The 25,828-nt window shown below is 70.4% G+C and carries 19 protein-coding genes; 7 read left to right on the top strand and 12 right to left on the bottom strand.

Annotation, left to right across the window (positions count from 1 at the left end):
• Positions 1 to 13: 13 nt before the first annotated feature.
• The 5 genes from AB0E14_RS17700 to AB0E14_RS17680 form a co-directional block, all read right to left on the bottom strand.
• Positions 14 to 958 carry an ABC transporter permease gene (locus AB0E14_RS17700; RefSeq protein WP_362418158.1) on the bottom strand — a complete coding sequence of 315 codons (945 nt, stop codon included), beginning with the start codon at positions 956 to 958 and terminating at the stop codon, positions 14 to 16.
• A complete protein-coding gene (locus tag AB0E14_RS17695) occupies positions 951 to 1,880 on the bottom strand; it encodes an ABC transporter permease (RefSeq protein ID WP_362418155.1) in 930 nt (309 codons plus the stop codon). The genes AB0E14_RS17700 and AB0E14_RS17695 overlap by 8 nt, the downstream gene beginning before the upstream one ends.
• A gap of 127 nt (positions 1,881 to 2,007) precedes the next feature.
• Positions 2,008 to 3,630, bottom strand: coding sequence for an ABC transporter substrate-binding protein (locus tag AB0E14_RS17690; RefSeq protein ID WP_362418152.1), 1,623 nt, complete (start codon positions 3,628 to 3,630; stop codon positions 2,008 to 2,010).
• 543 nt (positions 3,631 to 4,173) lie between these two features.
• Positions 4,174 to 6,075, bottom strand: a complete 1,902-nt coding sequence (typA, locus tag AB0E14_RS17685) for a translational GTPase TypA (protein WP_362418149.1) — start codon at positions 6,073 to 6,075, stop codon at positions 4,174 to 4,176.
• Between the two features lie 414 nt (positions 6,076 to 6,489).
• The gene (locus AB0E14_RS17680) at positions 6,490 to 8,970 is read right to left on the bottom strand and encodes an ABC transporter substrate-binding protein (RefSeq protein WP_362418146.1); all 2,481 of its coding nucleotides are present in this window, start codon (positions 8,968 to 8,970) and stop codon (positions 6,490 to 6,492) included.
• A gap of 264 nt (positions 8,971 to 9,234) precedes the next feature.
• Between AB0E14_RS17680 and AB0E14_RS17675 the strand changes: the two genes are divergently transcribed.
• The 4 genes from AB0E14_RS17675 (at position 9,235) to AB0E14_RS17660 (ending at position 13,056) form a co-directional block, all read left to right on the top strand.
• Positions 9,235 to 9,462: a hypothetical protein gene (locus AB0E14_RS17675; protein WP_362418143.1), complete on the top strand. Its 228-nt coding sequence runs from the start codon at positions 9,235 to 9,237 to the stop codon at positions 9,460 to 9,462.
• A 90-nt stretch (positions 9,463 to 9,552) separates the two neighbouring features.
• Complete coding sequence (locus AB0E14_RS17670) at positions 9,553 to 10,389, top strand: hypothetical protein (RefSeq protein WP_362418140.1); 837 nt, start codon at positions 9,553 to 9,555, stop codon at positions 10,387 to 10,389.
• 1 nt (position 10,390) lies between these two features.
• The gene (locus AB0E14_RS17665) at positions 10,391 to 12,289 is read left to right on the top strand and encodes a fumarate reductase/succinate dehydrogenase flavoprotein subunit (RefSeq protein ID WP_362418137.1); all 1,899 of its coding nucleotides are present in this window, start codon (positions 10,391 to 10,393) and stop codon (positions 12,287 to 12,289) included.
• Entirely contained in the window at positions 12,286 to 13,056 is a 771-nt protein-coding gene (locus AB0E14_RS17660; RefSeq protein ID WP_362418134.1) for a succinate dehydrogenase/fumarate reductase iron-sulfur subunit, read from the top strand. Before AB0E14_RS17665 ends, AB0E14_RS17660 begins: the two co-directional genes overlap by 4 nt.
• 153 nt (positions 13,057 to 13,209) lie before the next feature.
• Here AB0E14_RS17660 and AB0E14_RS17655 read toward each other — a convergent pair whose 3' ends face one another.
• Positions 13,210 to 14,229, bottom strand: a complete 1,020-nt coding sequence (locus AB0E14_RS17655; protein WP_362418131.1) for a hypothetical protein — start codon at positions 14,227 to 14,229, stop codon at positions 13,210 to 13,212.
• Positions 14,230 to 14,370: 141 nt separating this feature from the next.
• Here AB0E14_RS17655 and AB0E14_RS17650 point away from each other — a divergent pair, with 141 nt between their 5' ends.
• Entirely contained in the window at positions 14,371 to 16,482 is a 2,112-nt protein-coding gene (locus tag AB0E14_RS17650; protein WP_362418128.1) for a TPM domain-containing protein, read from the top strand.
• 59 nt (positions 16,483 to 16,541) lie between these two features.
• Positions 16,542 to 17,249 carry a PspA/IM30 family protein gene (locus tag AB0E14_RS17645; protein ID WP_362418125.1) on the top strand — a complete coding sequence of 236 codons (708 nt, stop codon included), beginning with the start codon at positions 16,542 to 16,544 and terminating at the stop codon, positions 17,247 to 17,249.
• An 83-nt stretch (positions 17,250 to 17,332) separates the two neighbouring features.
• Here the strand turns inward: AB0E14_RS17645 and AB0E14_RS17640 are convergent, their stop codons facing one another.
• From AB0E14_RS17640 to AB0E14_RS17615, 6 genes are all read right to left on the bottom strand, one after another.
• Positions 17,333 to 19,912 carry a SpoIIE family protein phosphatase gene (locus tag AB0E14_RS17640; RefSeq protein ID WP_362418122.1) on the bottom strand — a complete coding sequence of 860 codons (2,580 nt, stop codon included), beginning with the start codon at positions 19,910 to 19,912 and terminating at the stop codon, positions 17,333 to 17,335.
• A gap of 147 nt (positions 19,913 to 20,059) precedes the next feature.
• Positions 20,060 to 20,503: an ATP-binding protein gene (locus tag AB0E14_RS17635; protein ID WP_362418119.1), complete on the bottom strand. Its 444-nt coding sequence runs from the start codon at positions 20,501 to 20,503 to the stop codon at positions 20,060 to 20,062.
• Between the two features lie 143 nt (positions 20,504 to 20,646).
• On the bottom strand, positions 20,647 to 21,090 hold the full coding sequence (locus AB0E14_RS17630) for a (deoxy)nucleoside triphosphate pyrophosphohydrolase (protein ID WP_362418116.1): 444 nt from the start codon (positions 21,088 to 21,090) through the stop codon (positions 20,647 to 20,649).
• Between the two features lie 76 nt (positions 21,091 to 21,166).
• On the bottom strand, positions 21,167 to 21,346 hold the full coding sequence (locus AB0E14_RS17625) for an SPOR domain-containing protein (RefSeq protein ID WP_362418113.1): 180 nt from the start codon (positions 21,344 to 21,346) through the stop codon (positions 21,167 to 21,169).
• Positions 21,347 to 21,502: 156 nt separating this feature from the next.
• Positions 21,503 to 23,269, bottom strand: a complete 1,767-nt coding sequence (locus AB0E14_RS17620) for a hypothetical protein (protein WP_362418110.1) — start codon at positions 23,267 to 23,269, stop codon at positions 21,503 to 21,505.
• Positions 23,270 to 23,440: 171 nt separating this feature from the next.
• Positions 23,441 to 24,193 carry a GntR family transcriptional regulator gene (locus tag AB0E14_RS17615; RefSeq protein WP_362418107.1) on the bottom strand — a complete coding sequence of 251 codons (753 nt, stop codon included), beginning with the start codon at positions 24,191 to 24,193 and terminating at the stop codon, positions 23,441 to 23,443.
• A gap of 225 nt (positions 24,194 to 24,418) precedes the next feature.
• Here AB0E14_RS17615 and AB0E14_RS17610 point away from each other — a divergent pair, with 225 nt between their 5' ends.
• Entirely contained in the window at positions 24,419 to 25,804 is a 1,386-nt protein-coding gene (locus tag AB0E14_RS17610) for a glycoside hydrolase family 18 protein (RefSeq protein WP_362418104.1), read from the top strand.
• Positions 25,805 to 25,828: the final 24 nt, after the last annotated feature.

Raw genomic sequence — 25,828 nt, 5'->3', positions numbered from 1 at the left:
TTGTACGCCCTCCTCAGCGCAGCTTGGGGTCGAGGGCGCTGCGCACCGCATCGCCGAGCATGATGAAGGCCAGCACGGTGATCGACACCATGACCGACGGGATGATCAGGACGTACGCGGCGTTACGCAGCTGCTCCTGGCCCGACGAGATGTCGACGCCCCACGAGACGGTGGGCTCGGCGAGACCGATACCGAGGAAGGACAGCGTGGCCTCGGCCGAGATGTAGCCGCCGAGCGCGATGGTGGCGACGACGATGACCGGGGCGATGGCGTTCGGCAGGATGTGCCGCATCAGGATCCGCGAGGTGGAGGCGCCGAGCGCCTTGGCCGCCATCACGTAGTCCGCGTTCTTGATGGTGATGACCGAGCCGCGGGCGACACGGGCGATCTGGGTCCAGCCGAGGAAGGCCAGGGCCAGGATGACGACCCAGAGCTTGCGCTCCTCGAACGAGGTCAGGACGACCATCGCGCCGAGGATGAAGGGGACGCCGAAGAAGATGTCGGTGACGCGGGACAGGATCGTGTCCAGCCAGCCGCCGAAGTAGCCGGCGAGCATGCCGACGATCGTGCCCAGCACGGTGACCAGCACGGTGACGACGACGGCGACGGCGATCGAGGCGCGGGCACCGTAGATGACACGCGCGTAGATCGAGCGGCCCTGGATGTCGTAACCGAACCAGTCCTCCTTGAAGAAGGAGCCCCAGTTCGGCGGCTGGAGGTAGTGCTTGGCGAGGTCCGCGTGACGCGGGTCCGCGCTGGTGAACAGGCCCGGGAAGACGGCCATGGTCAGCAGGACCGCGATGAGGACCGCGGAGATCACGAAGATCGGGTTGCGGCGCAGGTCGTGCCAGGCGTCCGACCAGAGACTGCGCGGCTTCTCCTGCTTCTCGACGGGCTGCGCGGCGGACACGTCCGCCGAAGTCTGTCCGGCGACAGCTTCCTTGAGTGCCTCAGGCATAACGGATCCTCGGGTCCAGGACCGCGTAGAGCAGGTCGACGAGCAGGCTGGCGACGAGATAGACGACCACGATCAGGGTCACGATGCCCACGACGGTGGCGCCCTCACGGTGCTTCAGCGCGGAGAAGACGTTGTAGCCGACGCCCTGGACGTTGAAGATGCCCTCGGTGACGACCGCGCCGCCCATCAGGGCGCCGATGTCGGTGCCGAGGAAGGTGACGACGGGGATCATCGAGTTGCGCATCAGGTGGACACCGATGATGCGGCGGCGCGGCAGGCCCTTGGCCACCGCGGTGCGCATGTAGTCGGAGCGCAGGTTCTCGGCGATCGAGGTACGCGTGAGGCGGGCGACGTACGCCAGCGACAGCGAACCGAGCACGATGGCCGGCAGGACGAGTTCGTTCCAGTCCGCCACGGCGCTGACGTTCGGGTCGACCCAGCCGAGCTGGTGCGCGAAGAAGTACTGCGCCAGGAAGCCGAGGACGAACGAGGGGACGGAGATCAGGAGCAGGGTCAGGACCAGCAGACCGCGGTCCCGGAGCGTGTCGGCCTTCAGCCCGGCGAAGACGCCCAGGGAGATACCGACGAGCGCGGTGAACGTGAAGGCGAACAGGGTGAGTCGGATCGTGATGGGGAACGCGTCCGCGATGATGTCCGCGACCGGTTGCCCACTGGCGATCTGCGTGCCGAAGTCGCCCTGGAGCAGGTTGACGAGGTAGGTCCCGTACTGCACGAGGAGCGGCTGGTCGAGCCCGAGATCCTTCTTCATCTGAGCGATCTGCGCCGGGTCGACGGTCTGTTCTCCGGCGAGCGCGCGCACGGGGTCGCCGGGCAGCGCGTACATCATGGAGAAGACCAGCAAGGTTGACCCGATGAAGACCGGGATCATCTGGAGCAGTCGCCGCGCGACATAACGCCCCATGTTTGCCTCCGATATGAATACCTGCAGCCCACGGGGCCGGCTCCCTTGGATGTGGGAACCGGCCCCGTGGACCTACCGCCGTTGCGGTGGCGGGTGATGGCCGAGTGGGGTGGGCCCTTGGGGCTGGTTACTTCTTGACGGTCACGTCGTAGACGTTGAAGTCACCGTGGAAGTCCACGGTCACGTTCTCGACGGCCTCGGAGTAACCACCGTTGATCTTGTACTCCCACAGCGGGATGGCCGGCATCTTCGTGAGGACGAGCTTCTCGGCCTCCTGGTAGAGCTTGATCGACTCTTCCAGGGACTTGGCGTTGTCACCCTTCTTGAACGCGGCGTCGACCTCGGGGTCCGAGAAGCGACCGTTGTTCGCCTCGGCCGTCGAGCCGTACAGCTCACGCATGAAGTTGACGTTCACCGGGTAGTCGGCGACCCAACCACCGCGGTACATGGCCTTGACCTGGTTGTTGTCGCGCGCCTCGAGGTCGGTCTGGAAGTCCGGCTTGGCGTCCGGGATGCAGTCCACACCGGTGGAGTTGCGGATCGACTCGCAGACGGCCGTGATCCACTCCTTGTGGCCACCGTCGGCGTTGTACTGGATCCAGATCTTGTTGTCCGGAACGCCGCCGCCCTCGGTGACGAGCTGCTTGGCCTTGGCCGGGTTGAACTTGAAGACGTCGCTGCCGAGGTCCTGCTTACCGGCGACACCCTGCGGGATGAAGCTGGTGGCGGGCTGGCGGGTGCCGTTGAGCACGGTCTTCGTGATCGTGTCCCGGTCGATCGCCATCGACAGACCCTGGATGACCTTCGGGTTGATGCCCTTGAAGGTCTTCGAGTAGAAGGTCGGGACGAGGCTCTGGATGGCCGCGTACGGCTGCTCGACCGCGCGGTCACCGAGGTCCTGCTTGTACTTCGGCAGGTCCTTCGGGCCGACCTGGCGGATCATGTCCAGGTTGCCGGAGAGGAGGTCCTGGTACGCGGCCTCGACGGTCGCGTAGTTCTTGAAGAGGACACCCTTGTTCTTGGCCTTGTTCGGGCCCTGGTAGTCAGGGTTGGCCTTGACCTGGATGAGCTTCTTGTGGTCCCACTTCTCGAAGACGTAGGGACCGTTGCCGACCGGCGCCTGGCCGAAGGCCTTGGTGTCCTTGTAGAACACCTCGGGCAGCGGGGCCCAGGTGGTGTAGCCGAGCTTGTACTCGAAGTACGGGACCGGCTTCGACAGCTCGATCGTGAAGGTCGTGTCGTCGACGACCTTCAGGCCCGACATCTCCTTCTTGGTCGGGGCACCCTTCTCCGGGTGGACGTCGGCGTAGCCGGCGATGTCCTCGAACCAGAAGGCGTTCTGCTGCTTGTTCTCGATGTTGGCGTACCAGTTCCACGCCTTGACGTAGGACGCCGACGTGACGGGGGTGCCGTCGTGGAACTTCCAGCCCGGCTTGAGCTTGACCGTCCAGGTCTTCGAGTCGGTGGTCTTGATCGACTCGGCGTTCGTGTAGACGATCTTGCCCTGGGCGTCGAAGTCCAGGAGCTGGGTGAAGATCGACTGGATCACGTAGCTACCGAGCGACTCATTGGTGTCGGCCGGGATCAGCGGCTTCTGGGGCTCACCGACGTCGATCGAGACATAGCCCGCGGGCTTGCCCTTCTCCTTCGAGGCGCTGTCGTCCTTGCCACTGCCGCCACCACAGGCGGTCGCTGCCAGGGCCACGATGGTCGCGCCCACTACCCACTTGGCGCTCTTGGCACCGCGCATGGGGTTCCTCCTCATGAGTCCACTTGTCACTACAAGAAGGGCACTCCGAGTGCGCCGACACCCCTGACGGCATTGCACTCCATGTGCCCCGAGTGTGCTCGTGAGTCGGCACTCCCCACAGTGCGTGACCCATTGACCCGAGCTCAATGCAGCCAACTATTAAGTACGGCCGGGCCGTAAACCACACTTAAGTGGTCTCGTTTTGACAACATCGCCAGGGGTCATGAGACCGAAATCCGGACAAAGCGATCACAGACAGACACCCGCGAAACGGACCGTTAACACACGTTCCGGAGAGCGACGGCCGATATCCGGACACCCCGCCCATGAAATGGATTTGACGAAAGGCCCGGACCCCCACAGTGTCTGCGGGGGTCCGGGCCTCTGTCTGATGCGATGTCAGCCGGCGTCGGCGACCGAGATCACACGGTTGTGGATCACGTCAGCCGTACTCGGCGTACCCCGACGGTACGCGGCGTACGCCGACCGTACGTGATGTACGCCGACCTCACATGGCGTACGCCGGCCGCAACCTGGCGCGCGTCAGCTGTTCTTGGCGCGCGAGGCGGAGCGGCTGCGCTCCCTCTGGTCCAGGACGACCTTGCGGATGCGGACGGCCTCCGGGGTCACCTCGACGCACTCGTCGTCGCGGCAGAACTCCAGCGACTGCTCCAGGGAGAGCTTGCGCGGCGGCACGATCGCCTCGAAGGAGTCGGCCGAGGAGGAGCGCATGTTGGTGAGCTTCTTCTCCTTGGTGATGTTCACGTCCATGTCGTCGGAGCGCGAGTTCTCGCCGACGATCATGCCCTCGTACACCTCGGTGCCGGGGTCGGTGAACAGGACACCGCGCTCCTGGAGGTTGGTCATCGCGAAGGCGGTGACCGAACCCGCGCGGTCGGCGACCAGGGAGCCGTTGTTACGGGTGGTGAGCGTGCCGAACCACGGCTCGTGGCCCTCGTGGATCGAGTGGCCGATGCCGGTGCCGCGGGTCTGGGTCAGGAACTCCGTACGGAAGCCGATGAGGCCGCGGGACGGGACGACGAACTCCATGCGCACCCAGCCGGAGCCGTGGTTCGACATGTTGTCCATGCGGCCCTTGCGGACACCCATGAGCTGGGTGACGGCGCCCATGTGCTCCTCGGGCACGTCGATCGTCATGCGCTCGACCGGCTCGTGGACCTTGCCGTCGACGTCCTTGGTGACGACCTGCGGCTTGCCGATGGTGAGCTCGAAGCCCTCACGGCGCATCTGCTCGACCAGGATGGCGAGCGCCAGCTCACCACGGCCCTGGACCTCCCAGGCGTCCGGGCGCTCGGTGTCGAGGACGCGGAGCGAGACGTTACCGATCAGCTCGCGGTCCAGGCGGTCCTTCACCTGGCGCGCGGTGACCTTGCGGTCCTTGACCGCGGCCTTGGCGTCCGCGCCCTTGCCGCTGCCGCCACGGCCGACCAGCGGGGAGGTGTTGGTGCCGATGACCATGGAGATGGCCGGCTCGTCCACCGTGATGAGCGGCAGCGCGATCGGGTTCTCCGGGTCGGCCAGGGTCTCGCCGATCATGATGTCGGGGATACCGGCGACGGCGCAGATGTCACCGGGGCCGGCCACCTCGGCGGGCTTGCGGGTGAGCGCCTCGGTCATCATCAGCTCGGTGATGCGGACGTTCGAGATGGTGCCGTCACGCTTGATCCACGCGACCGTCTGGCCCTTGCGCAGCTCGCCCTGCTCGACGCGGAGCAGCGCGATACGGCCGAGGAAGTTGTCGGCGTCGAGGTTGGTGACGTGGGCCTGCAGCGGCGCGGCCTCGTCGTACGACGGGGCCGGGACGTGCTCCAGGATGGTGGAGAAGAACGGCTCCAGGTTCTCGCTGTCGGCGGGGACGGTGCCGTCCTCCGGCTTGGTCAGCGAGGCGATGCCGTCACGGCCGCAGGCGTAGACGATCGGGAACTCGATCTGGTCCTCGTCCGCGTCCAGGTCGAGGAAGAGGTCGTACGTCTCGTTGACGACCTCGTCGATCCGGGAGTCCGGGCGGTCCGTCTTGTTGATGCAGAGGATGACGGGCATCCGGGCCTGGAGGGCCTTGCGGAGCACGAAGCGGGTCTGCGGCAGCGGGCCCTCGGAGGCGTCGACGAGGAGGACGACCGCGTCGACCATCGACAGACCACGCTCGACCTCGCCACCGAAGTCGGCGTGGCCGGGGGTGTCGATGATGTTGATCGTGATCGGGGCGCCGCCGTCCTTGGGGTGATACTTCACCGCCGTGTTCTTGGCGAGGATCGTGATGCCCTTCTCACGCTCCAGGTCGTTCGAGTCCATCATGCGGTCGTCGAGCTGCTGGTGGGCGGCGAAGGCACCGGCCTGCTTGAGCATGGCGTCGACGATGGTCGTCTTGCCGTGGTCGACGTGGGCGACGATGGCGACGTTACGGATGTCGTGGCGCGTGGGCATGGGTGCTTGCGCTTCTCTCGGATCGTGGGATGCGGCGTCTGTTCCTCTTACGCCCGCCGGGCGGACGCGCCACGGCTATGTCCTATGGTACGGGGCCGCCGTGCAAGGGGCTTCCCCGCCCGGATTCGAGAGGGTCTACTGGGAGGTTCGATGCCTCCGTGGAGCGGTGTGACGCGTGGGGAGTGCGAGCGTCGCGCAGATCGAGAGTGGGGGCTGCGCGTGCGGAGCCGGCCGGGTCAAGGGGCCGGACGCGATCCTGCCCGCCGGGGAGACCGGCGGGCAAGGAACTTGAGCGGCTTCTGAGGTTGCGACCTGCGGTTTCGCCGGTCTTGGCGACTTCTTCGCGGCTCCTTCGCCGCTCCTTCGCCGCTTCTTCGCCACTTCTTGATGTCGCGCCTCTTCGCTGCTTCGTCGCTACTTCTCGACGTTGCGCTCGGCACCCTTCGCGGACTCCGGCTTCTTGAAGCCGATGTCCTGGTAGCGGGGGGTGGCGAAGCCCCAGGCGCCCGCGTTCACGAGGCCGGGCTTGGCCGCCACCAGCTGGGGGCGCTGGTAGAGGGGGATCGAGCCGGCGGCCGCCCAGATCCGGGCGTCGGCCTGGCGGACGAGCTCGCGGGCCTCCTCCTCGTCGAGGGTGGCCACCGCCTGGTCGAACAATTGGTCGATACGGTCCGTCCCGACGCGGGCGTAGTTCTGCTCGACCAGGAGTGAGCCGTCCGAGGCGGGCTCCGGCTTGGCGAAGATCGGCCGGGCGTCGGTCGCCGGGAAGGCGGAGGCGGGCCAGGAGTAGAGGGCGAGGTCGTAGTCGCCTGCCGCGACGTGGTCCTTGAAGAAGCTCTCGTCGGCGACCTTGGTGATCTCCGTACGGATACCGATCGCGTCGAGCATCCGGACGATCTTGTCCCCGACCGCGCGGAGCGACTCGGAGCCGGGGCCCGAGGGCAGGACGAAGCGCAGGTTGAGCGGCTTGCCGTCCTTGCCGAGGGCCCCGGTGGCGGCGGCCGGCGCGGCGGGGGCGGCGGTGCCGCGCGGGGCGTAGGCCCCGGCGACGCCCTTGTCGGAGCCCACGGCCGGGTTCTGGCCCCTGGCCTCGGCGCCCGCGCCGGCGTCGAGCAGGGCGGCCTGGCGCAGCAGGGCCATGTTCTCGAGGGCCGCGCCCGCGGCGGGGGCGAGGATGTGGGTGCCGTTCTCGGGGCCACCGGCGCCGATCACGGGCTCGGGGGCCTTGCCGTCGTCGCGGGCGGCGGTGCCGCCCGGCTTGTCGTCGCCGACGATGTAGAGGCCGTCGCTGGAGGCGACGTCGGCGTCGGGCTTCGCCGCCTTGTCGGACGTCTTCTTCTCGGCGTCGGTCTTCGTCTTCTCTTCGGCGCCCGTCTTCTTGTCGGCGCCCGTCTTCTTGTCGGCGTCGGTCTTCTTGTCCGCCTCCGTCTGCTTCTCGGAGCCGGCGCCCTTCTCCACGGCCTCGCTGCCGGCCTTGGTCCCGGCGGGCTTCTTCGCGGCGCCTCCCGGCACCCACCCGGCGTCCGCGAGCAGCGCGCGCGCCTCGTTGGTGTCCTGGTCGCCGAGCGCGTCACTGCTGTCCGCGTACGCCGCCTGCCCCGCCAGGGCCAGGTGGCTGCCCGGGGGGTCGGCCGGCAGCCCCAGCGGCTTGAGTACGGATTCGGCCAGTTCCCGACGGTCGAGCGCGCGCGCCACCGCCCGCCGCACCCGCTCGTCGGCGAGCGGGCCGTTCTCACCGTTCAGGGAGAGCTGGGTGTACGCGGGCTCCAGCGACTTGCGGACGACCAGCTTGCCGAGCGCCTTCTGCTCCGCCGCGTACTGGTCGATGGCCTTCTGGTTCTTCTCGCGCGCGGCCCGGACGGTCTCCGCCTTCTTCTCGTCGGAGCCGTTGGCCAGCGCCCAGGACTTCAGGGCCGCCGACGGGGTGATCGCCGCGCTCGGCCCGTGCGAGAGGACCTGTGAGCCGCCCTGGCCGGCGCGGGCGTCCTTCACGGCGAGCGCGATGCGGTCGGCGGCCGACCGGTCGATCTCGGCCAGGTCGAGGGTGCCGGCGGCGAGCGCGGCGACGCGGTCCTGGCGTGCGACGGCCTTCAGGACGAGCTGGTCGAGCTTGGCGCTCTGGCCCCACCAGCGGGGGTTGCGGGTGAGGGTGACCGTGCCGGCCGTGGCGTCCGAGGCCTTGAGCAGGAACGGTCCTGCAGTTGCCTTGAGGGTGGTCCGCGCACCGTCGTTGAAGGAGCTCGGGGAGCCCATCACCTCCTTCGGGTAGAGGGGGGTGAAGAGGGACTGCCAGTCGGCGTACGGCTTGCCGAAGGTGACCCGTACCTCCAGGTCGTTCTTGCCGCGCTCGATCTTCTCGATCCGCTCGTAGCCGGAGTTGCGGGCGGTCCAGTACGCGGTGTCGCGACCGTTCAGGGCTCGCCACTGGGCGACGAAGTCGGGGGCGCCGATCTCGCGGCCGTCGCTCCACACCGCCTGCTGGTTGAGCTTGTAGAGGACGACCTGCTTGGGCTCCGTCTCGACGACCTGCGCGGACTCCAGGTAGTCCGGGTTGCGCTGCGGCCGGCCGCGCTCGTCGAGGGTGTAGAGCGCGGGCAGGACCGCTCCGGCGATGCGGGAGGTGGCGCCGTCGGCGTCGGCCTGGAAGGCGTTGAGGGTGGCGGGCATCGCGTCCACGGCCCAGTTCAGCGTGGCGCCGTCCTGCACCTGGTCGCGCGCGGCGGGCGCGTGGTCGGGCACGGCCGGCGCGGCCTCGTCCAATTCGTCGGCGGAGCTGCATCCGGCCAGGACGGAGATGGCGAGCACGGCGCTGGTGAGCGTGGCGACGGAGCGGAGCGTGCGGGAGCGGGGGCTCCTGGAGCATGTCCTCCCGCGAGGGGCGCCGACCTGGGACATGACTTGTACCCCTTCGTCCAGTTTTATGGCATTTGGCGATGATCACACCTATTGCTCATACACTGAAAAGGACGGACCGGATCCGGCCACGGCGACACGGCGGCAGGACGGGGCAAACCCACCCGTGCGGCCCAACCGCCGGGCGGCACCGCTCTCCGGACGAGTGGAATCCCGTACACATGGCTTCACAAGCGGGGTGTGACGCGCGACACTCTCCCCCCATCGCGTGTTCGCCACCCGCACTCGCGGAAGTGAGGGCAACCCATGTCCCTTCAGGACGATTTGGCGGCCGTCAAGGGCTGTCTGGAAGACCTGGTCCGCACGGTCGGACAACTGGAACGCAGCATCGCGGCGGAGAAGGGCGTCACCTCGGGACCACCCCAGAGCCGCCCCGAGAACCTGGTGACGATCCCCGACACCCCCTACGACAGCGGGCTGTGGACGGACTCGGACGACGAGGGCCTGGGAGCCCGCGACCGGCACGCGCCCTAGGAACGACCGACCGCCCTCAGTGCCTCCAGGGCCCTGAGGAGACCGACCGTCGGAACGCGTCCCAGGAGATCCGGACCCAGGAGACCGATCTTGGCCACAGGAACCGAACCGCCGTCCACCGGAAGGGGGGTGCGCGCCACCGGCGTGCACTCCCCTTCCCGTGCGGCCATCGCGCCGCGCCACCTCCGGACCGACCGCTGGTGGCTGGCGCCCGCCGCCACCGCCGCCGGGCTGCTCGCCTTCGTCGTCTACTCCACCTGGCGCGCCTTCGCCAACAGCGACTACTACGCGGCCCCCTACGTCTCGCCGTTCTACTCGCCCTGCCTCGCCGAGAACTGCGTCCCGATGAAGGGCGGCCCCAACTGGGAGATCGTCGGCAGCTGGTGGGGCCTCTCCCCCGCTCTGCTGATCCTGGTCTTCCCGCTCGGCTTCCGGCTGACCTGCTACTACTACCGCAAGGCGTACTACCGGGGCTTCTGGGCCTCTCCGCCGGCCTGCGCGGTCGCCGAGCCGCACGCGACGTACACCGGCGAGACCCGCTTCCCGCTGATCCTGCAGAACATCCACCGGTACTTCTTCTACGCCGCTCTCCCGGTCGCCGCGATCCTCACGTACGACGCCGTGCTGACCTTCCGGGACTCCACCTACGCGTGGGGCCACGCGGGTCTCGGAACCGTGATCTTCCTGGTCAACACCGTGCTGATCTGGGCGTACACACTCTCCTGCCACTCCTGCCGGCACATCGTCGGCGGGCGGCTCAAGCACTTCTCGAAGCACCCGGTGCGCTATCGCGCGTGGAGCTTCGTCGGGCGGCTCAACACCCGTCACATGGTGCTCGCCTGGGCCTCCCTGGTCTCGGTCGCGGTCTGCGACCTGTACGTGTACCTGCTCGCCACCGGCACCTTCGACGACCCGAGGATCTTCTGACATGACGCGAGTCGACCGGCAGCAGTGGGACGTGGTCGTGGTCGGCGCGGGCGGCGCCGGACTGCGCGCCGCGATCGAGGCGCGCGAGCGGGGCGCGCGGACGGCCGTCATCTGCAAGTCCCTGTTCGGCAAGGCCCATACGGTGATGGCCGAGGGCGGCATCGCCGCCTCCATGGCCAACGCCAACCCGCACGACAGCTGGCAGGTCCACTTCCGCGACACCATGCGCGGCGGGAAGTTCCTCAACCAGTGGCGGATGGCGGAGCTCCACGCGCGCGAGGCGCCCGACCGGGTCTGGGAGCTGGAGACCTGGGGCGCCCTCTTCGACCGCACACCGGACGGCCGGATCTCCCAGCGCAACTTCGGCGGCCACGAGTACCCGCGCCTCGCGCACGTGGGCGACCGGACCGGTCTGGAGCTGATCCGCACGCTCCAGCAGAAGACGGTCGCCCTGCAGCAGGAGGACTTCCGGGAGACCGGGGAGTACGAGTCCCGGCTGAAGGTCTTCCAGGAGTGCACGGTCACCCAGGTGCTGCGGGACGAGTCCGGGCGGGTGGCGGGCGTGTTCTGCTACGAGCGGGAGACCGGCCGCTTCTTCGTCCTGGAGGCGCCGGCCGTGGTGCTCGCCACCGGCGGGATCGGCAAGTCCTTCAAGGTGACGTCCAACTCCTGGGAGTACACGGGCGACGGGCACGCGCTCGCGCTGCTCGCGGGCGCGCCGCTGGTGAACATGGAGTTCGTGCAGTTCCATCCGACCGGGATGGTCTGGCCGCCCTCGGTGAAGGGGATCCTCGTCACCGAGTCGGTGCGCGGGGACGGCGGGGTGCTGCGCAACTCCGAGGGCGAGCGGTTCATGTTCGACTACATCCCGGACGTCTTCAAGGAGAAGTACGCGCAGTCGGAGGCGGAGGGCGACCGCTGGTACGAGGACCCGGACAACAACCGGCGTCCGCCCGAGCTGCTGCCGCGCGACGAGGTGGCGCGGGCCATCAACGCCGAGGTGAAGGCGGGGCGCGGCTCCCCGCACGGCGGGGTGTTCCTCGATGTGTCGACCCGGATGCCGGCCGAGGTGATCAAACGGCGGCTGCCCTCGATGTACCACCAGTTCAAGGAGCTTGCGGATGTCGACATCACGGCGGAGGCGATGGAGGTCGGGCCGACCTGCCACTACGTGATGGGCGGCGTCGCGGTCGACTCGGACACGGCGGCGACCGCGGGCGTGCCGGGGCTCTTCGCGGCGGGCGAGGTCGCGGGCGGGATGCACGGGTCCAACCGGCTCGGCGGCAACTCCCTCTCCGACCTGCTGGTCTTCGGGCGGCGGGCGGGCTGGCACGCGGCGGAGTACGCGGCGTCCGCCCCGCACACGGCGGTCGCGGAGGCGGGGATCGAGGCGGCCGCCGCCGAGGCCCTGGCGCCGTTCGGCGCGGCGGAGGAACCCTCCGCCGAGAACCCGTACACCCTGCACCAGGAGCTCCAGCAGACGATGAACGACCTCGTCGGGATCATCCGGCGGGAGGGCGAGATGGCCGAGGCCCTGGAGCGGATCGCCGAGCTGCGCGTCCGGGCACGGCGGGCCGGGGTCGAGGGACACCGGCAGTTCAACCCCGGCTGGCACCTGGCGCTCGATCTGCGGAACATGCTGCTCGTCAGCGAGTGCGTGGCCCGCGCGGCGCTGGAGCGCACCGAGAGCAGGGGCGGGCACACCCGCGAGGACCACCCTTCGATGGACCGGGCGTGGCGACCGGTGAACCTGCTCTGCCACCCGGCTCCCGCGGGCGACGACGAGCACGGCATCGCGCTCGAACGGACACGTACGGAACCCATCCGTCCGGACCTCCTCGCGCTGTTCGAGAAGGAGGAGCTGGTCAAGTACCTCGCCGAGGAGGAGCTGTACGAGTGAGTACCTATGACGCGCACTTCAGGGTGTGGCGGGGCGACACCGACGGCGGGGAGCTGACGGACTTCACGGTCGAGGTGCACGACGGCGAGGTGGTCCTCGACATCGTCCACCGGCTGCAGGCGACCCAGGCCCCGGACCTCGCCGTGCGGTGGAACTGCAAGGCGGGCAAGTGCGGTTCGTGCTCCGCCGAGATCAACGGGCGGCCCCGGCTGATGTGCATGACCCGGATGTCGGTCTTCGACCGGGCCGAGACACTGACGATCACCCCGCTGCGGGCCTTCCCCGTGGTGCGGGATCTGGTGACGGACGTGTCCTTCAACTACACGAAGGCGCGGGAGATCCCGGCCTTCGTGCCGCCGGAGGGGGTGGCTCCGGGCGAGTACCGGATGCGGCAGATGGATGTGGAGCGCTCGCAGGAGTTCCGCAAGTGCATCGAGTGCTTCCTGTGCCAGGACACCTGCCATGTGGTGCGCGACCACGAGGAGAACAAGCCGGCGTTCGCCGGGCCGCGCTTCCTGATGCGCGTCGCCGAGCTGGACATGCACCCGCTGGACGCGGCGGCCGAGACCGGACTCGACCGGAAGCGGACGGCACAGGAGGAGCACGGGCTCGGCTACTGCAACATCACCAAGTGCTGCACGGAGGTGTGCCCCGAGGGCATCAAGATCACCGACAACGCGCTGATCCCCCTGAAGGAGCGGGTCGTGGACCGCTCGTACGACCCTCTGGTGTGGCTCGGCAACAAGATCCGGCGACGCGGCGCGTAGTCGGCGCGGGGCTCGCGGCGCGCAGTCGGCGCGGGGCTCGCGGCGCGCAGTCGGCGCGGGGCTCGCGGCGCGCAGTCGGCGCGGCCACGCGGCGCGGCCGGGGCCGACGTAAGGCCCCGGCGCGGGCTCGGTCTGCCATCCCGGGCGCGGCGGTCAGTGCCAGTCGCGGCGGTACGACGCCCAGTCCTTCTCCTTCGCGGCGAAGTCGACGTAGAGCGCGACCCCGAACCGCTCGCGGTCGTGGTCCGTGCGGCCCAGGCCGAGCCTGGTGCCGCGGATCGCGGCCGCGACGGTCTCCGCCGAGTCGTGGTGGCCCAGGTCGTCCTCGTGGAAGAACGGCAGGCCCATCAGCAGGTCGGTCGTCTCGGGGGTGACCTCCAGGGCGAGGCTGGTCTGCTGGGCCACGTACCCGCCGTACATGCCCTCCAGCGGCATCCAGGTGTCGTAGGACATGACGGCTATCTGGTCGACCCTGCGGGCGACCTGGCCGAAGAACTCCTGCGACCACCACTTCTCGCTGCCGCTCACCGCGCCGTTAACCGAGTGCAGGGCGGGCAGCGGGTCGATCTGGTGGGCGGCCACGGAGAGCGGGGCCTTGCGGGCCCTGGTCAGCTCGCCGAGGTCATCGAGGAGGGACAGGTAGTGCGCGTCGTCCGAGAGCAGCGGCTCCAGGTCGAAGTGGACCCCGTCGAAACCGGCGTCGAGGATCTGCCGGGCCGAGCCCACGACGGCCGCCCGCGAGGCCGCGTCCTCCAGGCGCAGCCCCTCGGGACCCTCGGTGGCCAGGATGTCGCCGAGCCAGGCGTGCACCCGTATGCCGGGCATCGTCCTGTGGACGGCGTCGATCAGCCACGCGGCGCGGGGATAGCGCGCGGCGGGCAGGGTGCCGTCGTGCTCCAGCGGGCCCGCGTGGACGTACAGGTCCCGTATCCCCGTCCCCTTGATCCGGGCGGCGAGCGCGGCGAGGTCGGCGTCCTTCTTGCGGCCGTCGACCCACGCGTGGCCGAGCCAGATCGCGTCCTTGCCCCGGGTCTTCGTCCCTTCGCGGAGGTCGCCCGTGTAGTTGAGGCGCAGCGCGAGCGCGCTGCCCGCCGTCGGCAGGAGCAGGAGCAGGGCCAGGCCGAGCGCGACCCAGCGCCCCCGCCGCCACCAGCGTCGTACGCAACCGTCCACCCGAGCCCCCAAGATCGTGTTCGTTACGTGAGCACCACCGTAGCGGCGGCTACCGACAGTGACGCGAGGCTGTGGAGAATGGTTTCCGCCCACTCCCGCCGCCCGGTCGCGAAGGGGCAGATCGGGACATAACCTCCCCCTGTGACGCGAACAGCCACCCGAGCCCTTCTCGCGATACTGGTGGCGGCGTGGTGGCTGGTCGTGCCGGCCGTGCACGGTGCCCGGGCCGACGACCCCGTCGTCCTCTCCCGCGACGGTCAGATCACCGACACGGTGGGCGCCCTCGGCGACCGCCGCGGCGCGGTCGCCGAGGCACTCGACCAGCTCTACGACGACCGCCGATTGCAGCTCTTCGTCGTGTACGTACGGGACTTCTCCGGCCGCTCGGGCCAGAGCTGGGCCGACGCCACCGCCGAGCGCAACGGGCTCGGCGTCGACGACGTCCTGCTCGCGGTGGCCACGCACGACCGGCAGTACGGCTACTCCGCCGACCCCGACTCCCGGTTCACCCAGGCCCAGCTCGACGACGTCGCCAGGACCGCCATCGAGCCCGCGCTGCGGCAGAACGACTGGGCGGGCGCCGCGATCGGCGCGGCGAACGGCTACGCCGCCGTGCTCGCCGGACAGCCCGTCCCCACTCCCACGATCACCCCCGGCCCCGCCGATCCCGGCGGCGCCGCGGACGAGGGCACCTCGGGGACCGACCTCGTCCTCCCCGTCGTCCTCGTCGGCGGGGCGGGCGCCGTCGCGGCCTACGCCTGGACCCGGCGGCGGCGCGGGGCCCGCTCCGGCGGTGGCGGCGGTGCGAAGCCGCAGGCGGGGCCGGGCTGGGGCACCCCGAAGGAGCCGGCGCAGCTCCCGCTGGAGGAGCTGGACAAGCAGGCACGGCAGGCCCTTGTCGACACGGACGACGCCGTCCGCACGAGCCAGGAGGAACTCGGCTTCGCGACCGCCCAGTTCGGCGAGGAGGCCGCCCGGCCGTTCACCGACGCCGTGGCGTTCGCGAAGGAGGAGCTGACGGCCGCGTTCCGACTGCGGCAGAAGCTCGACGACGCCTTCCCCGAGGACGACGCGACCCGCCGCTCGATGCTGGACGAGATCGTCCGGCGCTGCGGCGAGGCGAACACCCGGCTCGACGCGGAGTCGGAGGACTTCGACCGGCTCCGGGCCCTGGAGCGCAACGCCCCCGACGCCCTCGCGCACGCGGAGGCCGCCTTCCGCGACCAGACCGGGCGGGTCAGCACGGCGGAGGCTGCGCTCACCGCGATGCGGGAGCGGTACGCCGAGTCGGCCGCCTCCCCCGTCGCGGGCGACGTGGAACAGGCCAAGGACCGGCTGGTGTTCGCCACCACGCATCTGAACCAGGCCCGGCAGGCCGTCGACTCCGGCGACAACGGCGCGGCGGCGGTCCACATCCGGGCGGCCGAGGGCGCCGTCGACCAGGCGGCCCGGCTGAGCGAGGCCGTGGACCGGCGGGCGCTGGAGCTGGCCGAGGCCGTCGGCAAGCTGCCGACCGCGCTCTCCGAGACGGAGGCGGACCTCGCCGACGCCCGCGGCCTGCTCCAGGGCACCGCCGAGGGCGTCTCCACCGCCGACCTCCAGGGCCGCATCGCCCGGGCGGAGTCGGTCGTCGCCGACGTACGGCGGGCGGTCGACGCCGGCCGCTACGACCCGCTCGACGCGCTGCGGCGCGTCGAGGAGGCGGACGCCGTGCTCGACGAGGCGCTGGCCGGCGCACGGGAGCGCGAATCGGGCACGCGGCGCGCCCGCGCGCTCCTCGACCAGGCGATGCTGACCGCCCGCTCCGCGATCGGAGCGGCCGCCGACTATGTCACGACCCACCGCGGCGCCGTGGGCAGCGAGGCCAGGACCCGGCTGGCCGAGGCGCAGCGGCGGCTGGAGAAGGCCAAGGCCCTCGAGGCCGCCGAGGACCCGCAGTCCGCGCTCGCCGAGGCCCAGCAGGCCGACGCGCTGGCCCGGCGCGCGCAGGAGCTCGCCGAGCAGGACGTCCGTACGTATGGGAACCCGAACGGCCTGGGCGGTGTAACAGGGGTGGGAGGTGGCGGCGGCGGGCTCGGCGGAGCGGTGCTCGGCGGCATCATCCTCGGCGGACTGTTCGGCGGAGGAAGGGGAGGCGGGGGTCATGGCGGGGGTTTCGGCGGAGGTTTCGGCGGGGGCGGGTTCGGTGGCGGACCCGGCAGTTTCGGAGGCGGGGGAACCCGGGGCCGACTGGGCGGCGGCGGCCGCTTCTGACCCTTTCAGCCCCCTGTTCGATCCCCTGTTCAGTCCCCTGGCGTTCAAGGAGAAGGACCATGAGCAAGCAGACCATCCTGGGCCGTGTCACCCAGCTGGCGAAGGCCAACATCAACGCCCTGCTGGACCAGGCCGAGGACCCGCAGAAGATGCTGGACCAGCTGATCCGCGACTACAGCAACAACATCTCGGAGGCCGAGCAGGCCGTCGCGACGACGATCGGCAATCTTCGGATGCTGGAGCAGGACCACCAGGAGGACGTGCGGGCGGCGCAGGGGTGGGGCGAGAAGGCGCTGGCGGCGAGCCGCAAGGCGGACGAGCTGCGGGCCGCCGGGCAGACGGCCGAGGCGGACCGGTTCGACCAGCTGGCGAAGGTCGCCCTGGGGCGCCAGCTGCAGTCCGAGAAGGAGGCCACCACGGCCGAGCCCGTGATCGCGGCGCAGACCGAGGTGGTGGAGAAGCTCAAGAGCGGGCTCGACCAGATGAAGGCCAAGCTGGGCGAGCTGCAGTCGAAGCGCGACGAGCTGGTGGCCCGCGCCAAGTCCGCGCAGGCGCAGAACACGATGATGGACGCCGTGAAGAACATCGACGTGCTGGACCCGACGAGCGAGTTGAACCGCTTCGAGGACAAGGTCCGGCGCGAGGAGGCGAAGGCGATGGGCAAGCAGGAGCTGGCCGCCTCCTCCCTGGACGCGCAGTTCGAGCAGTTGGACGCGCTCGGCGACGGCGCGGAGATCGAGGCGAGGCTCGCCGCGCTGAAGAAGTAGCCGGCGGTCGGGGGCCGAGGCCCGGGCGGGGGCCGGGGGCGCGGAGCCTGTGGAACCGCGCCCGCGGGTGGGTGCGGCACCGGTCAGAACATGCTCAGGAGCTGCTCCACCGTGGGCTCCGCGGTTCCCTCGCCGTCCGGCAGGGGCAGTTCGAACCAGACGGTCTTGCCCCGCGGGGTGCGGCGCGAGCCCCAGGCGGCGCTGAGCAGTCCGACGAGCTGCAGTCCGCGCCCGCCCTCGTCGGTGTCCCGGGCGCGGCGCCGTCTGGGCTGGACGAGCCCGGCGTCCCAGACCTCGCACACCAGGGTCCGGTCGCGCAGCAGCCGGAGTCTGATCTCGCCCTCGCCGTAGCGCAGGGCGTTGGTGACCAGTTCGCTGACGAGCAGTTCGACGGTGTCCACGAGGGCTTCGAGGTCCCAGGCGGTGAGCTGGGCGCGAGCCAGTTCGCGGGCCCGGCCGACCGAGCGGGGTTCCCTCGGCAGCCGCCAGTCCCCGACCGCCTCGGACGGGAGTCCTTGGATACGGGCCATCAGAAGGGCGATGTCGTCCTCGCCGTGCCCGGTGTGCAGGGTGGTCAGGACCCGGTCGCAGACGTCTTCGAGGGGCAGGGCCGTGTCCGTGAACGCGCTGCGGAAGGCGGTCAGCCCCTCGTCGAGGGGATGGTCGCGGGACTCGACGAGTCCGTCGGTGTAGAGCGCGAGCAGGGAGCCCTCGGGCAGTTCGACCTCGACCTCCTCGAAGGGCTCGCCGCCGACGCCGAGCGGCATCCCCGGGGGCACGTCGAGCAGCAGCGCCTTCTCGCCGGGCTCGACGAGGACCGGCGGAAGGTGGCCGGCGTTGGCGAAGGTGCAGCGCCGGGTGACCGGGTCGTAGACGGCGTAGACGCAGGTCGCGAGGTAGACCTCGGAGAGTTCCGGTCCTCGGGGCTTGTGGGCGCGGGCGCTCTGCTGGGCGCCGGCCGGGGCGCCCAGGCCGCGCGCGATCTCGTCGAGGTGCGAGAGGACCTCGGCGGGTTCGAGGTCGAGCTGGGCCAGTGTGCGGACGGCGGTGCGCAGCTCGCCCATGGCGACGGCGGCGCGCAGACCCCGGCCCATGACGTCGCCGATGACCAGAGCGGTGCGGTGGCCGGGGAGTTCGATGACGTCGAACCAGTCGCCGCCGACTTCGGTGGCGGTGGTGCCGGGGAGGTACCGGCAGGCGATGTCGAGTCCGGCGGCCTCGGGGTCTCCGGGCGGGAGCAGGCTGCGCTGCAGGATCAGGGCCCGCTCGTGTTCGCGGCGGTAGAGCCGGGCGTTGTCGATGCAGACGGCCGCGCGGGCGGCCAGTTCGACGGCGAGTGCCCGGTCCCGCTCCCCGAAGGGCTCGCTGCCCTTGGTCCGGGAGAACTGCACGAGGCCGACGACGGTGTCGTGGGCGACCATCGGCACGACGAGGGTGGACTGGACGAGTCCGCCTTCGCGGCCGGGTACGGCCTTGACGCGGCCGGTGCGGAGGGCCCCGGCGCAGGGCGAGTTGAACGGGTAGCGGTGCACGGAGCCGACCTCGACGGGCCCCGGGCCGCAACAGCCGCCGCTCGCGTCGGAGCCGTCGGCGGCCTCGGGGCTCCGCAGCGGGGTGTCGGAGACGGCGCTGGCGAAGGCCACCCGGCGCAGTTCGGCGCTGCCCGCTCCGTAGCCGACGTCGTGGGAGCTCCCCCACCGTCCGGGCGGGGCCTCGTCGCCCGTGAGCAGACCCTGGTAGAGGTCGACGGAGGCGAGGTCGCAGAAGCCGGGGACGGCCACGTCGAGCAGTTCGCGGGCGGTGGCCTCCAGGTCGAGGGAGGTGCCGATGCGGGCACCGGCCTCGTTGAGCAGCGCGAGGTTGCGGCGGGCGCTGGCCGCCTCGCGGGCCGCGTTGTGGCGGCGGGTCACGTCGATGCCGAGACCGGCGACACCGACGGCCCGGCCCGAGCCGCTGTGCACGCGGTAGAGGTTGATCGACCAGTGGCGCCGCTCGGTGGAGCCGGGCGGGGCGCCGACGATCTGCAGTTCGGTGACGGACTCACCGGTCTCCAGGACCCGCTCGAGCGCGGCGGTCATCCGCTCGGCCTCGGGCCGCGACAGGTAGTCGTGGACGGTGCGGCCCCGATGGTCGTCGGCCGAGCCGCCGAAGACCGTGGCGAAGCGCTGATTGGCCCGCTGCACGGTGAGGTCCGTACCGAAGAGGAGAAAGCCGAAGGGGGATTGGCCGAAAATCGCCTGCGACGCGGCGAGGTCGGTCTCGATGTGCCGCAGCGCCCGCACGTCCACGACGATGCAGAGCGCGGCCCGTTCACCGGTGGGGGTCTGGCTCGGCATCACGTACATCTCGGCGACGCCGTCGCGCCGGTTCTGCCCGGGTATCCGGAACGGGACGAGGCCCGTCCACTCCCTGCCGTCGAGGATCTCCGCGACCCGGCGGCGACCGCGCTCCCGCAGGTCGGCGGGCATGAACGCCTCGACCGGATCCTTGCCGACGGCCTCGTCGGCGGGCACACCGAAGAGGTCCACCGCCCGCCTGCTCCACTGGTCGACGAGCCCGTCGGGCCCTATCGAGAAGGAGGCGACCCGGATGTAGTCATAGATCGAGCCGGGCGGGCTGCTCTGCCACACGACGCCGCTCGCCGTCTCAGATATCTCGCTCACGCGACCGTCCCCTCCAGCTCACCGCACCGGACCGGCCATGCCCGCAGTATTCAGCACTACGGCCCCCGACGGCACGACGTTCACGATCACAGGGTGGTCTCGTTCATTTCCGGCCGAGACCATGGTGATCGTTGTCCCTCCCCTCTCTTAACCCGGCAGGGCCAGCTCGAACCACACTGTCTTGCCCGATCTGCCCTTGCGCGTGCCCCAGCGCTGTGCGGAACAGGCCACCAGCTGGAGCCCGCGGCCACCCTCGTCGTCGGGTCCCGCGGGCCGCTCGGTGGGCGGATCCGGAAGCGGATCGGAGACCTCCACGAGCAGCGCGGGGCGATGCGGGGAGTCGCGGGCGGTGTCGTGGGCCGGGCCGTCCGGGTCCGGCTGGAGGTGGACGAGCCGGACGCCGATCGGGCCGGAGGCGTACCGCAGGGAGTTGGTCACCAGCTCGCTGACCAGCAGGACCGTGACATCACCGACGGCCGCGTCGATGCGCCAGCTCCGGAGCGTGTCGCGCACCGCGTGCCGGGCGGTGCGCACGGCATTGGCCTCCGCCGGGAAATGCCACTCGACGCAGTCGCCTTCGGTGTCGATCACGCCCGATCACTTCCCCAGCCCATCACCAGAAGGGAGGCCCACGTCCTTTTTCGGGGGGTTAATCAGCACATACCCGATATTCGGGGCGGGATATCGCGGCACTCCGCCCAGTGGGCGCACGGTGGCACGAACGGCGTAGAGCCTCAGCCGCGCACTCCGTCGGCGGCGCCGGACGGCCAGCGCAGTCGGGCCTCGGCGACGGCGGGGCGGTCCTGGTCGAGCCAGTCGACGGAGTCCAGCTCGTGGCGGGCCAGCCAGCGCAGCTCGTCGTGGTCCTCCAGCGGGCGGGGTTCGCCGGAGAGCAGCCGGGCCGTCCACACCTGGAGGACGTATCCGGGCTTCAGCGGCCACTCGCCGGGGATGCGCTCACCCGGCTCGGTCTCCACGCCGAGCTCCTCGCGCAACTCGCGGACCAGGGCTTCCTCGGGACTCTCCCCCGGCTCCAGCTTGCCGCCCGGCAGCTCCCACCGGCCGGCAAGTTCGGCGGGGGCGCTGCGGCGCGCGGCCAGCAGGCGCCCCCGGTCGTACAGGGCTCCGGCGACCACGACCACGTGGTCGGCCACGTGGTCGGACGTGCTCTCTGTCATGGGCCGGAGCGTAACCCGCGCGGGTCGGGGCGCGGGGCGGTGCGGGTCGGTCCTGGTCAGTCCCGGGCGCTGTGGGTCAGACAGCGGGCTGACCGATGCGTTCCACCCAGTAGAGCTGCTTGTGCCCCCGATCGTCGAGGCTGTCGGCGACTTGCTGCGCCTCGTCCCTCGTCGCGTACCGCCCGACCCGATAGCGGTTGCCGTTGTCGTCCTGCCGTATGACCAGCCAGGGCAGAACAGGGCCGCTGTCGGTCATCGGACTTCTCCCTCCGCCGGTCCGGTCGTCTCTTTGGATCTCCCTGAAATGGCAATCCGCATATGCCCGACCTTACGCCTGACCTTTACACAGCGGATACGGGTTTTCACAAAGAGGTACGGATCCGGCCGGGAACCGACGGAGGGAGGCCGAAGGTCAGACCTTGGCGGCCGCCTGCGGCACCGTCGGCACCGTCGGCACCGGCATCAGGACCGGGCCTGCGGCCGCGGGGTCCTTGCGGCAGACGTCGCCGCACTCGGCGTCCAGTGAGCAGCACAGGGAACAGATCGGCCCGGACTGCACGGGGCAGTCGGCGATGTCGGGCAGCTCGTACGCCGTCTCGCAGACCGCGCAGTCATGGGTCGCCGTCACATCCGCCACCTCGACACCGGGTCCGTTCACCGGGTTCGGGCGGGCCAGGTAGTAGCGGCCCTTGGTGGCCCAGGCGATCAGTGGGCAGAGGACCAGCGCGAGACCGGCGGCGATGAAGGTCGAGAAGGCCTCCGCGTACGTCCCGAAGAATCCGAAGAAGGCGAGGATCGAGACGGTCGAGGCGATCACCATGGCGCCGAAGCCGGCCGGGTTCACGGAGTAGAGGTAGGCCCGCTTGAACTCGATGTACGGCGGACTCCAGCCGGCCCGCTTGTTGATGACGAGGTCGGCGGCGACGGCGGCGATCCAGGCGATGCCGACGTTGGAGTAGAAGCCGAGCAGCTTGCCCAGGAACGCGAACATGTTCATCTCCATCAGCGTCAGCGCGATGGCGAGGTTGAGGAAGATGTACCAGACGCGGCCGGGGTGCCGGTGGGTGACGCGGGAGAAGAAGTTCGACCAGGACAGCGAGCCGCTGTACGCGTTGGTCACGTTGATCTTGATCTGCGAGACGATCACGAACACCGCGGCCGCGGGCAGGGCGAAGGTGCCGAGCCAGGGCTTGAGCGCCTCGATCTGCGGGGCGATCGGCTCCAGGGCGTGCGTCTTGCCGACGGCCTCCAGGGCGACGAAGGCGAGGAAGGCGCCGCCGAGCTGCTTGGCCGCGCCGATGATCACCCAGCCGGGTCCGGCGGCGAGCACGGCGAGGTTCCAGCGCCGCTTGTTGGCCTCGGTCTTCGCGGGCATGAAGCGCAGATAGTCGGCCTGCTCGCCGATCTGGGCGATGAGCGAGAGCGCGACGCCCGTGCCGAGGCCGAAGCCGATCCAGGTGAAGCCCGAGCCGGCCCCTTCCGTACCCCCGAAGGAGCCGAAGGCGCCCCAGGCGTCCGGGGCCTCGAAGGCGAGCACGACGAAGGGCAGCACCATGCCGACGATCCAGATCGGCTGGGTCCAGGCCTGCACCTTGGCGAGGGCGCCCATGCCGCGGAAGACGATCGGGATCACGATGAGGGTCGTGACCAGATAGCCGATCTCGACCGGCAGCCCGACGGCCTGGTGCATGGCCTGGGCCATGATCGAGCCTTCGAGCGCGAAGAAGATGAAGGTGAAGGAGGCGTAGATGAGGGAGGTGAGGGTGGAGCCGAAGTAGCCGAAGCCCGCGCCCCGGGTCACCAGGTCCATGTCCAGGCCGTAGGTCGCGCAGGCCCTGGCGATGGGGATGCCGGTGAGGAAGATGATCACCGCGGCGGTGAGGATCGAGGCGAGCCCGCTCGTGAAGCCGTAGGTGAAGACGATCGAGGCGCCGATGGCGAAGTCGGCGAGATAGGCGATGCCGCCGAGCGCCGTGCCGGCCACCATCGAGGGGGACCAGCGGCGGAACGAGTGCGGCGCGTAGCGCAGCGAGTAGTCCTCGCGGCTCTCGTCGGCGGCCAGCTTGGCGTAACTGCGTCGCGGCGGCGGCGCGGCGGCCGGAGACCCGGCCGGGGGTTCCGCCGAGGGCGTGGGCGAGGGTTCGGCTGAGGACTCCGCCGGGGTGACCGTATCCGTCATGAGGGTTCCTGTCGTCCGACCGGTGTGCGGGTACGGACGAGGAAGGTAGGAGCGGGGCGTGTCGGCACGCGTTCGTACGCGGTTGCCACGGGGTTACGGGAGTTGACGGTTCGTAAACTCCCGGAGACACCCGTCGGACGCCCCTGTCCGACAGGCGGTCGTCCGGTCCGGTCAGCGGACCGGTAGGTGGTAGGCGATGCGGTAGCGGTCGGCGGGGACCACGACGTCGGCCGTCTCCACCGCACGCCCCGAGGCGTAGTACGTCCGCTCCACGACCATCACCACGTGCCCCGGGACACCGCCGAGCGCGAGGAGCTCCTCCGCGAGCCCCGGGCGGGCGCCGACCTCCTCCACCACGTTGTCCACGACCACGTCGATCGCCGCCATCCGCTCAACGACCCCGCAGCCGCCGAGCGGCCCCTCCTCGGGCAGCATCACCGGCGTCCGACCCGTGACCGCGAGCGGCTCCCAGGAGGTGGAGAGCATCATCGGCTCGCCCCCGTCCCGGTACACGTACCGGGTGCGCATCACGCGCTCGCCGGGCTCGATGCCGAGCCGGGCGGCCACCGCGGCGCTCGCGTGGTCCTGCTCGCTGCTGGACTCCCAGGTGCCGCGCGCCCCGTCGGCCGCCTGCTCCTGCCGGAAGGGGTTGGCACCCGACGGCGGACGGTATCCGGAGCGGGCGATCCGGCGCGGCACCGGCCGCTCCCGGACGTACGTACCCGAACCCGAGCGGCCCTCGACGAGCCCCTCGGCCATCAGCACCTTGCGGGCCTCCAGGGCCACGGTGTCCGAGACCCCGTACTCCTCGCGAATGCGTGCCTGCGAGGGGAGACGGGTATGCGGCGGAAGCGAGCCGTTGGCGATCTTCTTGCGGAGATCGCTCGCCACGCGCAAATAGGCGGGCTGCTCACCGAACGTCACAGGACACTCCCCTCAGGTTGACGGACAGCTACAGACTGACAACCCTCGGTGGCCACCCGCAAGCATGGGCCAGAGTTTCACCCGAAGTGATGATTTACCTTTACGCCTGCGCTTACCGCAGGTATAGCCTCCCGAGACCTTGACGTTAATGGTCCAGACCAATAGCTTCCTGTGCGCACCGCTGAGCACCGCTCCCTTCCGGCACACGCACAGGAAACGAGCCTCATGCGTCGAACAACCCTTGCCCGGCTGACGATCGCCGCCCTCTCCCTCGGCCTCGTGGCCGGCCTCGCCCCCGCCGCCGGCGCCGACCCCGCCCCCGTCGCCGCACGCGGCGACGCCGACCGCACGTCGCAGAGCACGGCGCACAACGCGCCGTACAAGCGGGTCGGCTACTTCACCCAATGGGGCGTCTACGGGCGGAACTTCCAGGTCAAGGACCTGGAGACCAGTGGCGCGGCGGCCAAGCTGACCCACATCAACTACGCCTTCGGCAACGTGAGTCCGGACGGCAAGTGCTTCACCGGCAACATTCCCGGCGAGGCCGACGCGTGGGCCGACTACGCGCGGCCGCTCGACGCGGCGAGTTCGGTGGACGGCGTCGCCGACACCGCCGACCAGCCGCTGGCCGGCAACTTCAACCAGCTGCGCGAGCTGAAGGCGAAGCACCCGGGCCTCAAGGTGCTGATCTCGCTGGGCGGTTGGAGCTGGTCCACGCACTTCTCCGACGCGGCCCGCACCCCGGCCTCCCGCAAGGCCCTGGTCGCCTCCTGCATCGACCTGCACATCAAGGGCAACCTGCCCGCCGACGGCGCCCGTGGCGGCGCGGGAGCCGCCGCGGGTCTCTTCGACGGCATCGACCTGGACTGGGAGTGGCCGGGCTCCGCGGGCGACGTCGACACCGTCTTCCGTCCGGAGGACAAGCAGAACTTCACCGCGCTCGTGAGGGAGTTCCGCACGCAGCTCGACGCGTACGCGAAGGAGCGGCAGCGGGAGACCGGCGGCAAGCGCAAGCACTACGAACTGACCGCCTTCGTCCCCACCGCCCCCGCCAAGATCGACGCCGGCTTCGAAGTCCCCAAGATCATGAAGGACTTCGACTTCGTCAACCTCCAGGGTTACGACTTCCACGGCTCCTGGGAGTCGACCACCGCCCAGCAGTCCGCGCTCTTCGCCGCGTCCGGTGACTTCAGCGTCGACCAGACCGTGAACGACTGGCTGCGGCGCGGCGCGCCCGCCCGCAAGCTCGTGGTGGGCATGCCGTTCTACGGGCAGGGCTGGACGGGCGTCTCGGGCGGCGGCAACGGTCTCGGCCGCCCCGCCACCGGCCCCGCCACGGGCACCTGGGCGAACGGCAGCGAGGACTACGAGGCGCTGAAGAAGCTCGCGGACTCGGGGACGTACAAGGTCCACCGGGACTGGCGGAACGGCCACGCCTGGCTCTTCGACGGCACGAACCTGTGGACGTACGACGACCCGTGGGTGCTGGGCACCAAGTCGGCGTACGTGCGGGCGAAGGGGCTCGGCGGGGCGATGTTCTGGTCGCTGGACGGGGACACCCCCGACGGCGAGCTGATCACGGCCGTCGACCGCGTCCTCGGCCGCCGCTAGCGGAACCCGACGGGGCCGGGACTC

The organism is Streptomyces sp. NPDC047981, from assembly GCF_040653315.1.
In the GTDB taxonomy this organism is placed as follows: Bacteria; Actinomycetota; Actinomycetes; order Streptomycetales; family Streptomycetaceae; genus Streptomyces.
The sequence above is the reverse complement of the archived record's forward strand: the minus strand, read 5'-3'. Positions and strand labels throughout refer to the sequence as shown.